Source organism: Corynebacterium sp. MSK073, assembly GCF_030232085.1.
In the GTDB taxonomy this organism is placed as follows: domain Bacteria; phylum Actinomycetota; class Actinomycetes; order Mycobacteriales; family Mycobacteriaceae; genus Corynebacterium.
In genome coordinates, this window is record NZ_JASPIY010000003.1 from 55054 (window position 1) to 70631 (window position 15578).

At 59.1% G+C, this 15578-nt stretch carries 15 protein-coding genes; 3 read left to right on the plus strand and 12 right to left on the minus strand.

The window, feature by feature from the left end; genetic code table 11:
- Window positions 1-6: 6 nt before the first annotated feature.
- From recO to hemW, 11 genes are all read right to left on the minus strand, one after another.
- Window positions 7-723 carry a DNA repair protein RecO gene (recO, locus tag QP970_RS02730; RefSeq protein WP_284869546.1) on the minus strand — a complete coding sequence of 239 codons (717 nt, stop codon included), beginning with the start codon at window positions 721-723 and terminating at the stop codon, window positions 7-9.
- 6 nt (window positions 724-729) lie between these two features.
- Window positions 730-1767, minus strand: coding sequence for a GTPase Era (era, locus tag QP970_RS02735; protein ID WP_023029089.1), 1038 nt, complete (start codon window positions 1765-1767; stop codon window positions 730-732).
- A 65-nt stretch (window positions 1768-1832) separates the two neighbouring features.
- On the minus strand, window positions 1833-2075 hold the full coding sequence (locus QP970_RS02740) for a hypothetical protein (protein WP_284869547.1): 243 nt from the start codon (window positions 2073-2075) through the stop codon (window positions 1833-1835).
- A gap of 605 nt (window positions 2076-2680) precedes the next feature.
- Window positions 2681-3700: a formamidase gene (locus QP970_RS02745; RefSeq protein ID WP_023023423.1), complete on the minus strand. Its 1020-nt coding sequence runs from the start codon at window positions 3698-3700 to the stop codon at window positions 2681-2683.
- A 127-nt stretch (window positions 3701-3827) separates the two neighbouring features.
- A complete protein-coding gene (gene pdxY / locus QP970_RS02750) occupies window positions 3828-4676 on the minus strand; it encodes a pyridoxal kinase PdxY (RefSeq protein ID WP_284869549.1) in 849 nt (282 codons plus the stop codon).
- 51 nt (window positions 4677-4727) lie between these two features.
- Entirely contained in the window at window positions 4728-5348 is a 621-nt protein-coding gene (gene ybeY, locus QP970_RS02755) for an rRNA maturation RNase YbeY (protein WP_023023427.1), read from the minus strand.
- Window positions 5349-6326, minus strand: a complete 978-nt coding sequence (locus QP970_RS02760) for a PhoH family protein (RefSeq protein ID WP_005284200.1) — start codon at window positions 6324-6326, stop codon at window positions 5349-5351.
- Between the two features lie 10 nt (window positions 6327-6336).
- Window positions 6337-7080, minus strand: a complete 744-nt coding sequence (locus tag QP970_RS02765) for a 16S rRNA (uracil(1498)-N(3))-methyltransferase (protein ID WP_284869551.1) — start codon at window positions 7078-7080, stop codon at window positions 6337-6339.
- Window positions 7080-8240 (minus strand): molecular chaperone DnaJ, encoded by a 1161-nt coding sequence (gene dnaJ, locus QP970_RS02770; protein ID WP_284869553.1) that lies wholly within the window; start codon window positions 8238-8240, stop codon window positions 7080-7082. Before dnaJ ends, QP970_RS02765 begins: the two co-directional genes overlap by 1 nt.
- 80 nt (window positions 8241-8320) lie before the next feature.
- Window positions 8321-9361, minus strand: a complete 1041-nt coding sequence (gene hrcA, locus QP970_RS02775) for a heat-inducible transcriptional repressor HrcA (protein ID WP_023023433.1) — start codon at window positions 9359-9361, stop codon at window positions 8321-8323.
- Window positions 9362-9524: 163 nt separating this feature from the next.
- Window positions 9525-10664: a radical SAM family heme chaperone HemW gene (hemW, locus tag QP970_RS02780; RefSeq protein WP_284869554.1), complete on the minus strand. Its 1140-nt coding sequence runs from the start codon at window positions 10662-10664 to the stop codon at window positions 9525-9527.
- A 149-nt stretch (window positions 10665-10813) separates the two neighbouring features.
- On the opposite strand from hemW, the gene QP970_RS02785 reads away from it, so the two are divergent.
- The 3 genes from QP970_RS02785 (at window position 10814) to QP970_RS02795 (ending at window position 14609) form a co-directional block, all read left to right on the plus strand.
- Window positions 10814-12202: a hemolysin family protein gene (locus tag QP970_RS02785; protein ID WP_284869555.1), complete on the plus strand. Its 1389-nt coding sequence runs from the start codon at window positions 10814-10816 to the stop codon at window positions 12200-12202.
- On the plus strand, window positions 12202-13260 hold the full coding sequence (locus QP970_RS02790) for a CNNM domain-containing protein (RefSeq protein WP_284869556.1): 1059 nt from the start codon (window positions 12202-12204) through the stop codon (window positions 13258-13260). Before QP970_RS02785 ends, QP970_RS02790 begins: the two co-directional genes overlap by 1 nt.
- Before the next feature lie 386 nt (window positions 13261-13646).
- On the plus strand, window positions 13647-14609 hold the full coding sequence (locus QP970_RS02795) for a hypothetical protein (RefSeq protein ID WP_284869557.1): 963 nt from the start codon (window positions 13647-13649) through the stop codon (window positions 14607-14609).
- Between the two features lie 139 nt (window positions 14610-14748).
- Here QP970_RS02795 and QP970_RS02800 read toward each other — a convergent pair whose 3' ends face one another.
- Window positions 14749-15429 (minus strand): hypothetical protein, encoded by a 681-nt coding sequence (locus QP970_RS02800; protein WP_284869559.1) that lies wholly within the window; start codon window positions 15427-15429, stop codon window positions 14749-14751.
- Window positions 15430-15578 lie beyond the last annotated feature (149 nt).

Below are 15578 nucleotides of genomic sequence, written 5' to 3' on the forward strand. Positions count from 1 at the left end.
TACAGTTTACTGTTCCATCACTTGTAATGCGGACACATTTCGCTCCATGTGCCACTGCAGGTGCGCCCGCGCTAGCCGATGCCCCTCCTGCCGCTGCGCATTCGTCGGATCCGTCGGGTAACCATGTGCCAAAAGCCACAAGTGATGCAGGGTTTCCGGATCCACCTCCGCAGCACCTGGCGGCCGGCATTCGTGGCAAGCGGCGCCGCCGACCGCCGGGTGAAAGGCATGGTGTGGGCCGGGGCGCTGGCACTGGGCGCAATCAAAGAGTCTCGGAGCCCACCCGGCATGCGCCATGGCCTGCAATAAGAACGCATCAAGCGTTTGCGTCGGCTCATCGGTTTGCAATTGCTCGAGCGCAGCTACGACTGCGTTGTAGAGGTACGGGTCGCCGTCGCCATCCGCGTAGATGAGCCGCTCCGCCGATTCCAAGACCGCGCAGGCGGCCGTATAGCGCTCGTAGTCTTCAATGAGGCGCGCGCCAAAATAATTTACCGTATCTGCCTGGGAAATCGTGGCCAGGTTCTTTCCCACGTACAGCTGCACGTCCAGATTGACGAAGAGCTGCAGCCGCGATCCAAAGCGGGACTTTGCTCGGCGCACTCCCTTTGCCACCGCACGCACCAACCCATGGTTTTGGGTGAGAAGTACGATTACGCGGTCGGCTTCCCCAAAATCATAGGAGCGAATGACCACGGCGCGGTCGCGATAATTTTCGCGCATAGCCTTTTAGAACCCGAGCCTGCCCAGCGACTTGGCATCTGATTGCCAATTCTTCAACACCTTGATGCGCAGGTCCAGATACACATTCTGGCCCAATAGCTCCATGATTTCCTTGCGGGCATTGCCCACGATGCGGCGGAAACGCAGGCCATCTTTACCTTCGATGATGCGCTTTTGACCTTGACGCTCCAAGTACATGATGGCGTGAATATCCAGCACTCCCTCACGCGTGCGCGAGGGCAGCATTTCATCGATCTGCACCGCAACCGAGTGCGGCAGCTCCGCCTTCAAGCCAGATAGCGCGGCCTCACGGATAAGCTCCTCGATGCGCTTTTCTTGCCCTTCATCCGTGATGTGATCATCCGGGTAGAACTTCGGCCCCTCCGGCAAGTGATCCACGATGACCTGCACCAAGTCATCCAGTTGCACACCCTTTTTACTAGAAACCGGAATCACCACTGCCTCTGGATCTTCTTGCGCCAAGAGCTCGTGTAAGGCGAGAAGCTGCGCGCCCACTTGGTCCTTGGATGCTTTATCCAGCTTGGTCACGATGCCGATGATGGGGGTCTTCGGCGCAATCGAGCGCACATTATCCAAGATCCACCGGTCACCCGGGCCGATCTTTTCATCTGCCGGAATGGTCAAGCCGATGACATCCACATCGGCATACGTTTCTTTGACCACTTCATTCAGCCGCTCGCCCAACAAGGTGCGGGGGCGGTGCAGACCCGGTGTATCCACTACGACCACCTGTGCATCCTCGCGGTGAACCAAACCGCGGATGGTGTGGCGGGTCGTTTCCGGTTGGTCCGCGGTAATGGCAATCTTCTGCCCCACCAGCGCGTTAGTCAGCGTGGATTTACCCGTATTCGGGCGGCCCACAAAGGATACGAATCCAGAGCGGAATCCTTCCGGTGTATCCGTGTACTGCGAATAATCTAACGGAGCGGCCTTCTCCCCGGCGGCTTCCGGAGCGGCATCATCGGGGTCATCTGGCAGGCCCTCGAATGCCGCATCAAATTGTGCATCAATATCAGAACTCATTACCTGCAATGATAGCCCACCGCACCAAAATCTCCGATTGTTTCACGCCACAACAAATCTGCAGGCTAAGCTAAGACAGTTCTCTCCTCCTCGGTGTATTTCTCACCGCTTCGTGAAAGGCACTCCGCCATGCCAACCAAGTCTCCCCTACTGCTCCTGGGCGCTCTTCTCACCATTTCCATTAGTGCCTGTTCATCCCCTGATGCTGGCCCTTCGCCTTCCGAAGAGGAATCTACAAGTACTTCTACTAGTTCATCATCCAGCTCACCTAGTGCCTCCGCTTCGAGCAGCGTTGCCCAATCCACCACGCAAGAGCCCACCTCCGAAACCCCAGCAGAGCCAGAAGCCCAAGTAGCAACTGAGGAGTCAGGCGCACAACCACAAGCGGCAGCCGCTGAGCCAGAGCTGCTGTACTGCGAAATGGGCCTTGGCGCAGTCGGGAGATTTTCTGATGGCTCTTCGCACCAAACCGAACTGTGCAATACCCCTGCACTCCAGCGTTCCGTGCGCGCGGAAAGAGTATGCGGTGGCCTTAATGGACACTTGCTTTATCCAGACGAGTGGCCAGAACTTTGCAACGGCGGCGCTCCATATTCGGGACCACCGCAGGGTGGAGCCTCGCCAGAATTCTATGACGAAGATTCTCTTACGAGAATGCCCTTGGAAACACAAGGGGAAGGCCTCTAGATCGGTGCCTCGAAGCTGTATCCCGCCTACCTTTTCGCAGATGCTATAGGTCCACTGCAACAACTGAGCATATTAGCGCCTGAAATGTAGCAAATCGCGCTCAGATATACCCGAGGACGTTGACCTTTTGCGTTCTCGATCAGTTCAACACCAGCCCGAAGGCCCCGCACCCTCAAAATAAACGAGGGTGCGGGGCCTTCAATAGCTAAGAGATTTAGCCGGGTGTCTATTTCTTGAATTCATCCGGAAGCGGGCCAAGCTGCGGTCCGTCCGGGTAGTACTTCCAGCCGTCCTTAATGCGAACATCATCGGACCATGGCAGTTTGTACTCGCCCTTGGCAAGGTCTTCTACCCAGGTGAGGTAGTTTTCGGTCTTTCCGCCTGGGTAGCCAACATAGCCGCGATTACCCAGGTTGAAGATGTTGTTTTCGAGGCCCCAGTTGATGCGCGCCTTATCAGCCAGCGCTGGGAATACCTCTGCAGTGACGATTTCGCCCGGGTTGCGGTGGCCCTCAGAAATCATGTGGCCGTCGTAGTTGCAGACATTGCCTTCACCGAAGTAATAGAAGACTTGGTCATAGCCCGCCAAGTTCACCGATGCCGTGTACATGAGGTTCTGGAAGGCGTTGGTCTTATTGGTCATGATCCACTGGTCTTGGGTCTGGGTGGAATAGCCCGAGATGCGGATATAAACATTGGCTCCCTTATACGCTGCTTCGCGGGCGAGCTCGGGGAACATGCCATCGTGGCAGATATTGACTGCAAGCTTGGAACCCTTGGGGCCATCGCATACCGGCATGCCCAGGTCACCTGGGTACCACGGTTCGATGGGGGTCCATGGCTGCAGCTTGCGGTAGTGCAGCGCAATCTCACCGTCGGAGTTGATGATAATCGCCGTGTTGAACGGCGGCTTTCCCTCTTCATGGTTGGGTTCCATGATGGAGAAGACGCCCCAGACGTCGTTATCCTTACAAGCCTGCTTGTACTGGTCCACCTTGGGGTCATCGAGGCCGATGAGGAATTCATCGTAGGACCAAATCTTGGTGTTCAGGCCCGAAGAGGAGTATTCCGGAAAGACGATGAGATCTAGGTCTGGGTAGCCAGCCTTGGTCGAGGCCACCATGCGGCAGATTTCATCGACGTTTGCTTGAACGTCTTCCGGGGAATTGACTACGGGAACTGGGTATTGAATAAGGGCCATCAACAGGCCGTCGGGGGATGCGCTGATACTTCCGGTGCTGGACAAGACGGGACTCCAATCACGTCGTTGATTACGTTACACCTATCACTTTATAGGTATTCACCAAGTTATGCACCAAAACAGCGGATTACTTGTCTCGGATTGCAGACCACACCACTCCACCAGTGCAGCTTTAGAGCTCCTCCGCCTGGAATTGCATACTCGGGTGGGCGAAGGCGTCCTGAGCTTGAATAAGCTGCAGCTCAGTGGATTCCGCCTCATACGTCGTGCGCAGAAGCTCATAGACGGAAGATGCGGTGCGGCGCAGCGCCTCTTTCACGTCATGGGTTTCAACGTAGTGGCCAGTAAACAGCGCCGCGGTCACGTCACCAGAGCCGTTGCGCTTAACCGGCAACAGCGGGGTCGGGAGCAAGAAAGCGCGTTCACCATCAACGGCGAGCATCTCAATCTGATCCGCAGGGGTTTCCGGGCGTTTTACGGAGGTAACCAATACCGTCTTCGGCCCCATTTCCTGCGCCTTCTTCACCGCAGCCAAGGTCTGGTCCAAGGTATTGACCTCGGTACCGGTAAGGTAGCCCAGCTCAAATTGGTTCGGGGTGATGATATCGGCCACGGGCACCACGCGGTCACGCAGCAGCGGCGGAATGTCATCTGAAACGAAGCAGCCCGACTTCGCATTACCCATCACGGGGTCGCAAGCGTACAGCGCCTTGGGGTTGACGGCCTTGATTCGGCGAACGGTGTCCACGATGGCATCAGCAATGTCGGAGCCGCCCTGGTAGCCAGAAAGGATGGCGTCGATACCTTCAAAAGCACCGCGCTTTTCGATGCCATCGATGATCGACGTGACATCACTGGCCGGAATCATCGGTCCACCCCAGTCACCGTATCCAGTGTGGTTGGAAAAATTCACCGTGTGCACGGGCCACACCTCGTGGCCGGCGCGCTGGAGAGGAAAGACGGCCGCGGAATTTCCCACATGGCCGTAGGTGACATGAGACTGGATGGAAAGGATAGTCATAGCTATCCATTGTGCTACTGCTTATGCACAGAGACAAAGGAATGGGCGAAATTATTCTTGGGTTTCCTCGTCGCGTGGTTCCCCAATCGCGGGGATGCCGCCGCCGGGTACCTGTTCATCGAGGCGTGCTCGCTCGGCAGCATCCGGAAAGGCCTTCGGGCCCGAAGGCTTTGGCTGGTAGCTCTTCCCGCGTGCAACGAGGTCATCGTACCAATCCGCCAGCAGTTCATTCTGCCGGGCAAACATTTCCTTTTCTTCCGCCGCGGTGGCGTGATCGTAGCCCAGCAAGTGCAGGCAGCCGTGCACCGTCAACAGCGCGAGCTCGTGCCCGAGCGAATGTCCGGCGGCATCGGCCTGTCGCAGAGCGAACTCGGGGCATAAGACAATATCGCCAAGCATGGCAGGGCCCGGATCGGCGGCATCGGGGCGCCCGCCACCAGAAGTGGCGCCGGGGGTAAGCTCATCCATGGGAAAACTCATGACATCGGTAGGGCCTTCCAAGTCCATCCAGCGGATGTGCAGATCCTCAATGGACTTCAGATCCACGCAGGTAATGGTGCATTCCGCATCGGGGTTGATGTCCATGGCACCGAAGGTAAAAGAGGCGACATCGATAAGCATCTCCTCGTTGACGCCATCAAAACCCGACTCGTTGAGAAACTCGATACTCACTTATTTCCCCTCGTTTTCCGCAGCCTGTTTATTGTCAAAGGAATCATAGGCATCCACGATGCGGCCGACCAGCTGGTGGCGCACCACGTCCTGGGCGCTGAGATCCGCAAAGTGGATATCGTCCACGTTATTGAGAATTCGTCGCACGATGCGCAGGCCGGATACCTGCCCGCGCGGCAGATCCACCTGGGAAATATCGCCGGTGACCACGATGGTGGAGCCAAAGCCCAGGCGGGTCAAAAACATCTTCATCTGAGCCGGCGTGGTGTTTTGCGCCTCATCAAGGATGACGAAAGCATCATTGAGCGTACGCCCGCGCATATACGCCAGCGGGGCGACCTCGATGATGCCGGCATCCATCAGCTTGGGGATCATCTCTGGATCGAGCATGTCCCGCAGCGCGTCATACAGCGGGCGCAGGTACGGGTCGATCTTGTCATTCAGCGTACCCGGCAAAAAGCCCAGGTTTTCGCCCGCCTCGACCGCCGGACGGGTAAGAATAATGCGCGAGACTTGCTTATTTTGCAGCGCCTGCACGGCCTTCGCCACCGCCAGGTAGGTCTTGCCGGAACCGGCCGGGCCAATGCCAAAGACCACCGTATTATTGTCGATGGCCTGCACATATTCGGATTGCCCCACGGTCTTAGGGCGGATGGACTTGCCGCGGCGCTTGACGATGTCCGCCGCCATCGCCGCTGCCACCGACTGCGGCGCCTCTACGGCGACCATGTCCATGGTGTGCTTGACCGTATCGGTAGATACGGCATGGCCGCGCCTAGCGATGGCCTCGAGCTCATCGAGGATCTTCGCCGCGCGGGCTACCTCGTAATCGGGGCCGGTGACGGTGACAATATTGCCGCGGGCAAAAAGGTCCGCATCGAGGCGGTCATTGAGCACGCGGAGGTTATCGTCCGCGCTGCCCAAAACGCTGCTGACATACGCGGAATCGATCTCACATTTCTTGGTGATGATAGGCACGTCTAATAGGCTACCAGCGCTCAGTCCGCATGCCGATAGCCGCCAAGGCCACCATCGCCGCGCTGGCGGTGCGCAAAACCTCCGGGCCCAATTTGATAGGAACGGCCCCGGCCTCGCGCAGGGTTGTCAGCTCATTTTCCCCGATTCCGCCTTCGGGGCCGACCAGGAGGAAGACCTCGCCGCGCAAGTCCACCTCGCGGATGGATTCGGTGGCTTCCTCGTGCAGGACTAACACGCGCGCGGATTCTGCGCGCTCTGCTAGCTCCGCAACCAATTGGCGGGTAGTCAGCGGGCCGCGGATCTGCGGGATGCGGTCTCGCCGAGATTGCTTTGCGGCCGCTTCGGCTGCGGCCTGCCATTTGGTTATGGCCTTCGGCGCCTTCTTCCCGTCCCACTTGGCCACGCAGCGATCCGCCTGCCAGGCGATGATCTCATCCGCCCCTGCCTGTGTAGCCAAGTCAACGGCTAGCTCGGCGCGCTCGGATTTGGGAATCGCCTGCACCACGGTTACCCGCGGATTCGGCTCCGGTAGCTGGGTAACGGACTCGACGGTGCCGGTTAAGTGGTCCTTGCCCGAGGTCTCGGTGACGGTGAGGGTGAGGCGGATTCCGGTGCCATCGATAAGCGCCAGCTTCTCCCCCTGCTGCATCCGCTTGACCGTCACGGCGTGGCGCGCCTCGGGTCCAGACAGCGTGATGCTGTCTCCGGCCTGGGCGGCAGAGAGATCTGGGTGGATGAAGACGGGCAGCGACATTAGCGGCGGAACTTATCGCGCAGGCGGGTAAAGAACGAGTCTTCCTGCCCGTCGCTGGCGGTGCGCACGCGGGCGCCCTCATCGCGGGTATTGCGGATCTTTTCCAGCGCCTCGCGACTCTTGCGGTCCAGATCCTTGGGAACAACCACATCCACGTGGGCAAAGAGGCTGCCGTAACCGTCGGTGCGCAGGCGTGGCATGCCCGCGCCTTCCACCTTGATCGACTCACCCGGCTGGGTGCCCGGCTCGATATCGATGGTGAGCTCCTCGCCATTGAGCTGATCGATGGTGAAGTTGGTGCCCAGCGCTGCATCGATCATCGGCACGTGCACGGTGACGTTCAGGTCATCCGCATTGCGCTGGAAGACCTCGTGTTCCTGGGTGTGCACCTCCACGTAGAGGTCACCTGCAGGGCCACCGCCGTGGCCGACCTCGCCCTGGAAAGCCATGCGGATGCGCATGCCATCGTTGATACCGGCCGGGATGGACACCGTGAGATCGCGGCGCTTTTTCACGCGGCCATCGCCGGCGCACTGGTTGCAGGGATCCTCAATGATTTCGCCAAAGCCCTGGCACTTCGGGCACGGGCGGGTGGTCATCACATTGCCCAAGAAGCTGCGCTGCATCTCCTGGATTTCACCCATGCCATTGCAGTTATCGCAGGTGACGGGCTTGGACTTAGAGTTCGAGCCGGTACCGCCGCAGGAATCACACAGCACCGCGGTATCGACGGTGACCTTCTTCTTCAGGCCGGTATAGGCCTCTTCGAGGGTAATTCGGGTGCGCAGGAGGGCATCGTTGCCGGGCTGCACGCGCGACTTTGGCCCGCGGGATCCGCCGCCGGCGCCACCGCCGAAGAACTCGGCGAAGATATCGCCTAAGCCACCGCCGCCGAAGCCGCTAAATCCGCCGGCACCGGCGCCAGCGCCACCGCCGCCTTGCTCCATGGGATCGCCGCCCATGTCGACGATCTGGCGCTTTTGTGGATCCAGCAAAACTTCCTGGGCAACCGAGGCCTCGCGAAATTTCTCCGCCGCTGCCTCATCATCCGGGTTCACATCCGGGTGATACTTGCGGGCCAGCTTGCGGTACGCCTTCTTAATTTCTTGGTCCGTTGCGTCCTTATCAACACCGAGGATGCCGTAATAGTCACGAGCCACTGTTAGAGATATTCCTTCTCGATCGTTTTGTTGGTATTACCTTGCAAAAATTTATGTAGCGACCGGCTAGTCTACTCGCACTACTCGCCGGCCAAAATTTCACTCACGTATTGTGCAACAGCAGAGACCTTAGAGATTGTTCCCGAATAGTCCATAAACGTCGGCCCCACCACACCAAGGCCGCCAAGCGTCGCCGCCTGTCCCCCGGTTCCAAAACCATACCCGGCGGCAACGACGGAGGCATCGCGCAGTTGATCCTCCTCGTTTTCGTCCCCGATCACCACGGAAACATTGCCTAAGTCCGGTACGCGTGCCAGCAATTTCAACACGACGACCTGTTCTTCTAAAGCCTCGATAATTTTGGGCAGCCCCTCCGGAAATTCGCGGGCGACGCGGGTGAGGTTGGAAGTCCCCGCCATAATCAAGCGATCGGATGGCTGTTCCACCAAGGTTTCAATGAGCGTGGTCGCCACCTTAAGCACGTGGTGGCGGATATCCAGCGGAGCGTCATCAACGAGGTGGGCGAGCTCCACGGAGGCATCAGTAAGCGTCTTGCCCACCAGCGCATTATTGACGATGTCCCGCAGGCGATACGTCTGATCCTGGTCAATGACCTCATCTAGTTCCACGTTGCGCTGATCCACGCGGCCGTTATCCGTAATCAGCACCAGCAAAACCCGCACCGGAGATAGTGTGACGACCTCGCAGTGCTTGACGCGCGAGACCTTCAAATTAGGCAGCTGCACCACGGCCGCCTGCTCAGTGACCTGGGCCAAAAGCTGCACGGAGCGGCGCAGCACATCTTCGAGGTCTACCCCACCTTCTAAGAAGTTCAGCATCGCTTTGCGCTCTGGGGTAGAAAGCGGCTTGACCTCGTGCAGAGAATCAACGAACTGCCGGTAGCCCTGCTGCGTGGGAACGCGCCCAGAACTGGCATGCTGCTGCGAAATCAGCCCCTGAGATTCCAGCACAGCCATGTCATTGCGGATGGTCGCGGAAGAAACGCCCAGCCGGTAGCGCTCTACCAGCGTTTTGGACCCCACGGGTTCCTGGGAGGCAATGTAATCCGCAACGATGGCCCGCAGGACTTCCTTGCGGCGGGCATCAGTTGAGGTAGACACTTCTCAGCGCTCCTATTCTCTGCGGGTTAGTTTCCGTCGACGTGCCGGCGTCTTTCTATAAATTCAGCATAAATCCAGCGCCAATCTTGAAAGTCTAACAAGAATAAGGCCGAATAAGGGGTTTGGTGGTCCAGGGGCAAATATAAGGAATTTCTGACGGCGGCTAGGACTCTTCGGCGATTAGGAGGTCGGAAACGATGCCATCGGCAAGCAGGCGGCCAGGCTTGGTCACTCGCACGCGCTGGCCGGCGCGCTCGAGCAGGCCGCGGTCGATGAAGCCCTCCAATGCCGGGGCAGCGTGGAGATCGAGCCAGGATTCTGGGATGCCCTCGCGCAGGCGCAGGCCCAGCATCACCTTTTCCATGTGGCGATCGGCACCGGTTAGGGTTTCACTGTCTTTGATGGGCAGCTCGCCGTTTCCTAACGTTTGGATATAGCGATTGGGGTGCTTGACGTTATAGAAGCGCTCGTCGCCTAGGTGGGAGTGCGCACCAGGACCTGCGCCCCACCAGTTGCCGTCCACCCAATAGATGCGGTTGTGCTCGCATTCGCCGCCGGGCAGCGACCAATTGGAGACCTCGTACCACTCGAAGCCGGCGTCTTCGAGGGTGGAAGAAATCATTTCATAGCGCCTGGCCAGCACGTCTTCATCCGGGGCGGGCAGCAGCCCCTTATTCACCTTGCGGGCCATGCGGGTGCCGTCTTCTACGATGAGCGAGTACGCGCTGACGTGGTCGACACCGGTCTCGAGCACGCGGTCCAAGGTCTCGCGAACGTTATCGTCGGTTTCGGTGGGTGTGCCATAGATCATGTCGAGGTTGACGTGCTGGAAGCCTGCCTCCCGGGCCTCGCGCGCGGCGGCGAAGGCGCGTCCGGGGGTGTGGGTCCGCTCGAGCACCTGGAGCACGCTGTGCGAGGCGGACTGCATGCCGAGGCTGATGCGGTTAAAGCCGGCATCGGCAAGCGCGGCAAAGTACTCCGGCGAGGTGGACTCCGGGTTGGACTCGGTGGTGACCTCGGCGCCTGAGCTAAGCCCAAAGGTAGAACGCACCGTATCCAGGATGCGGCTCAGGCCCTGCCCGCCCAGGAGCGAAGGCGTGCCGCCGCCGATGAAGACGGTATCCGCGGTTCGCCCCACGCGGCCCGCCGCCATCTCCAGCTCCTTGTCCAAGGCATCGAGGTAAGGGCCGGTGAGATCGCGCGGGCTGCCCAACTCACCGGGGGTATAAGTATTGAAATCGCAATAACCGCAGCGGGTGGCGCAAAAGGGAACGTGGATATACAGCCCGAATGGTTCAGTCATGAATCAAACCCTAATAGGCGGGGAACAAAATGGCCGAAATGGGTGTTAAACATGTAGTATATTGCCAACTTCCCGCGTATAGAAAGGTACCTTCAGTGGAGCCTCCCAGTCGATGTCCCCGCCACCTTATAGGCGGTGGGGAGTAACTCATGTTATCGGCTATTTTGATGATCCTGGCAGGCTTTGTCGTCATCGGGCTCATCATCGTCGCGAACGCCTACTTCGTGGCGCAAGAGTTTTCATTCATGTCCGTGGACCGCACCCAATTGCGGTCCATGGCCGCTGAAGGTGATAAATCCGCCCAGCGCGCGCTCGACATCACCAAGCGCACCTCCTTCATGCTTTCCGGCGCGCAGCTCGGTATTACCATTACCGGCCTGCTTATTGGTTATGTGGCAGAGCCCCTAGTGGGCCAGGGCCTTGGCGTGCTGCTTGGCGGAGTGGGAATTCCCACCGGCGTGTCCGTGGCTATCGGCACCATCGCGGCGCTATTTATTTCCACCATCGCCACGATGCTCTTTGCGGAGCTTTTTCCTAAGAACTACACCATCGCCGCGCCCATGAAAACGGCACTGCGCCTGGCCGCATCCACGCAGTGGTACCTGCGCATTTTCGGCTGGCTCATCCGCTTTTTCGAGTATTCCTCCAATGCGATTTTGAAGCTCTTTCGCATCGAGCCGGTAGAAGACGTCGACTCTTCCGCTACTGCCGATGACCTCGAATCCATCGTGGATTCCTCCCACGAAACCGGCGTCTTGGATGAGGACACGTACATGGTTTTGGACCGTTTGCTCGACTTTCCCGAGCACGACGTCGAGCACGCCATGATCCCCCGCTCCCGCGTGGACGTCATTGACCCCGGCACCACCCTGGGTGAGGTGCGCGAATTGATGTCTGAAAACCACACGCGCTACCCCGTCATCGATGATGAGCACAACCCCATCGGCGTGGTGCATCTTTTCGATGTCCTGGGATCCGATCTCCCTGCCGCCACCAGCGCCACCGCCATCATGCGCGAGCCCCTGGTGGTTCCGGAGCTTATGCCGCTTCCCGATGTCGTTGATGAGCTGCGCGGCGAAGAACAAAAGCTGGCCTGCGTCATCGATGAGTACGGCGGATTCGTCGGCATCGTCACCATGGAGGACCTAGCTGAAGAGATTCTTGGCGATGTCACCGATGAACACGATTTCGAGGAAACCGAAGAAATCACCGAGCAGGACGAATCCCACTGGCTGGTCGATGGCGATACGCCGCTGGATGAAATCGAGCGCGCCATTGGCCACGATCTTCCAGAGGGCGATTTCGAAACCATCGCCGGCCTGCTCATCGCGCACGCCGGCGCCCTGCCGGAGGTAGGCGAAGTCCACACCATCGCCCTGGAGGCAGAGCCGGACGACTGGGTGGATCAGGATGAAGCACCCACCCGCTCCATCCGCATGCGCGTAGATGATGTGGACCGCCACGTGCCATCCTCCCTGGCCATCGAACTCATTGAGGACTATGTCCACGACAGCGACGACGAAGAGGAGGAGGCATAATGACCGATACGTGGTGGTTCAACCTCATCGTCACGCTGCTCATCATCGCCGCATCCGGCTTCTTCGTGGTCATCGAGTTCTCCCTCATGGGCTCGCGCCGCAACCGGCTCGAAGAAAGCGCGGAGTCTTCGCGCACCGCCCGCGCCGGCCTGCGCTCGCTCAATGAGCTGACCATTATGCTGGCGGGCGCGCAATTGGGCATTACTGCTGCCACCTTCGTGCTCGGCGCCGTGACCAAGCCCTGGGTCCATCACCTCCTGATGACCCCGCTGGAGGCCCTTGGCCTGCCACTGGGCGTTGCCGATGTCGCCAGCTTCATCCTCGCCCTGTTCATCGTCACCTTCCTGCACCTGGTGCTGGGTGAAATGGCGCCCAAGTCCTGGGCCATCGCCCACCCAGAATCCGCCCTGCAGGTCATTGCTATCCCCGCCCGCGGGTTCGTGTGGGTCTTCCGCCCGCTGCTGAAGTGGATTAACACGATGGCCAATAAATTGGTGGCCATGACGGGTGAGGAACCGGTCGACCGCGCCGGCGCCGCCGGCTACGACGCCGAGACGCTGCGCACCTTGGTCGAGCATTCCCGCGAGACCGGCGCGCTTGACGATAATTCCGCCAACCAGATTTCCGATGTCATCGAGCTCGAGAACTCCACGGTGGGCGCCATGGCGCGCGCCCACGGCTCCGAGGTAGTGCCGCTTCCTTCCGATGCCACGGTGGAACAGCTCCAAGAGCTCGTCCTGCGCAAAAACATCATGCGCGTGCTCGTCTTCCCCAAAGATTCCCGCGTGCCCCGCGTGGTGCACGTGCGCGATACCCTCATGGCAGATCCCGATACCCCAGTCCTCGAATTCTCCCGCGACCCGATTTCCGTCTCTTCCGCCACCACCGTGCAAAAGACGCTCGATCACATGCGCTCCCGCAATGAGCAGCTCGTCGTCGTGGGCAAGGCGGATAAGGACAAGGCCGTGTGGATCCTTACCTGGGATGACATCATGGGCCAGCTGTGGCCGCAGATTACCGAGCAGCTGGACAAGGTCGCCCCTCCCCCAGCGGTATAACTGTCTCGCCGAACCAACCAACCCGTTGGTTCGGCGCCTAGTAGTTTTATAAACAAAATTCAAAAGATAAACAAGCGTACACAAGCGCGGTGTTTTCTCTGGGCCATTGGAAACACCGGGTGAGCGCATTGTGCGACCACCTCCTCCCCATCTCGCTGGAAGCGGAGGCGCCATCAAGGAGCTCGATGCTGCTTTGTCCCCTTGGTGCCGAATTCGCACTAAGGGGACGCAGCTACGCAACCCATTGTTATCGCAGGTGTGGATAACTTAAGCTCGTGGCGCAACTAAAACCCCACGATTCACACTTAGTGAAGATTCAACGAGAACTCCACAGCCTGCGCGCGTTTCGGTAGTGGGCATCGTGCTCCTCGTATGTGCTCGAGGGCATGAACCAAGCACTAACTAATATTCCGTCCATCCGGAACAACCATCCCACCTTCTGGCACGACCTCAATAACGGCACCTACCTCAAACTCGCACCTCGCATCGCGGTGCACCGCGACCATTACCACGGTTTGAGCCTATCCGCTCAGCTGCACCTGCGCGCCATTGCCGCCGCCCGCAGCGCCTATACCGCGGTACTCATTTCCAAATCCGCCGCCCGCCTCCACGGGCTATGGGTGCTTGCCTCCGCCGAAGAAAAAGTGGAAATGGCCCTTCCCCATAACTCTCTGCCGAATAAGGACCGGCGCCATCCAGAACGCATTTACCGCAAAACGAAATTACCCGATCCATTGCTGGTACACGGCGCCCGCACCGTTTCTCCGGCCCGAGCCGTGATCGATATCGCCCGATTCCACGGTTTTCGCGAGGGCCTCATTGCCGCCGATTCTGCCCTGCGCGCAGGAATTACGAAGAAAGCTCTTAGGCAGGAATTCGCCCGAATGGGCAGGGTACGCAATAGCGCCGTCGTGCGAGAAGTTATCCACCACAGCTGCGCCGCCTCCCCTTCCCCTTATGCCTCCTTTGCCCGCGCCCTGCTCATCCAGGCGGACTTTCCCTGGCCGATGTTTTTCGAGATTCAGTACGCTACCCTTCCTGGCATCACCGCGGAGCTGTGCATCAATAAGACCTACGTCATCGACATCGAGACTCCAGGGGGTAGCTACACCGTTGGAGCTACCACCACCACCGCTGGGCCGCTTGACGACGCTGCAGCCACCGCGATGCCAACGATGAGAGACAAGGCCGGTCAGTCCCGCGACAAGCGCCTGCGCGATGCTGGCTTTACCGTCATACAGTGCTCCCCGCAGCAGTTAGTTCAGCACCCAGAACGCTTCATCTCTGAGGTGACTGCCACTATCTCCGCGCGCCAAAACGCTATACGCTCCCAGCAGTCCCACAACTGAGCCATTCAAAGCTATAGATGAAGCCATGTAAGGTTCTAGTCCATGCGGGATGGCCATCTAAAAATGCGACGGCCACCGAGAGAGGGAATCTCGGTGGCCGCTAAAATCCCCTTGCCTTAAGCAAGGAAGTCTAAAGGAGCTATGCAGTTGTGGCCCGGCGGGCTGCCTCGCGCTTGGCGCGGACCTTTTCTACGACCGCGGCAATGCGGACGCGTTCTTCCAGGAATTGCGGCGGGTTATGCCCGCGCATGGAGCGCACGTACGCCGGGTGCGTATCGAGCACGGTGTGCTTCCACGCCTGCACGGCGATGAGTGCGGATTCCCCGGTGCACTTATACAGGTGCGGTAGGGAGACCATGTCGAGGTTGCGGGCGACGGCATCGGTTTGCGCCAGCACGTATTCCACAACCGCGCGGAGGTAATCTGCTACCGCCTGTGTGCGTTGGCGCAGTGCTTCTGCCAATTCATGCACGACGATGGGCTTGGCAATGGGATAGCGCTCGTCCAATAGGCGCGGGGTAAGCTGCTCCGGCTCCTCCGCATCATTCGCGCCAGAAGGAGCGGCAGAAATAGTTCCCGAACGCACGCCAGACACTAGCGCTTGGCGAAGCCCAATTAGCTCACCCACGCAGCGCCCCGAGTCCACGCGGGCATCGTCGACGATATCGCCGAGTTCTGCCAGGCAGTCCATGGACAGTTCCTCATCCCAATCCTCGATTGCTTCAATGAGGTGCTCGAGGTATTCCGCGACTTCGTCGCCGATATTATAAATCTCCTGGGTGAGCTCGCGGTGACGCAGCTCGGCGGCGATCTTCTGCATAGGCTTCGAGCCACTCCTTCCGCGGTTTTCTTTTTCTAACCTCTAGTAGAGGTTGAGGTTTTCGGCGACGACTCATGACTCTATGCCAGATCGCCCACCACGAGAGCGCGACACTCCGAAGCGTTTCACAGGTTTATGGCAGGTTCGCG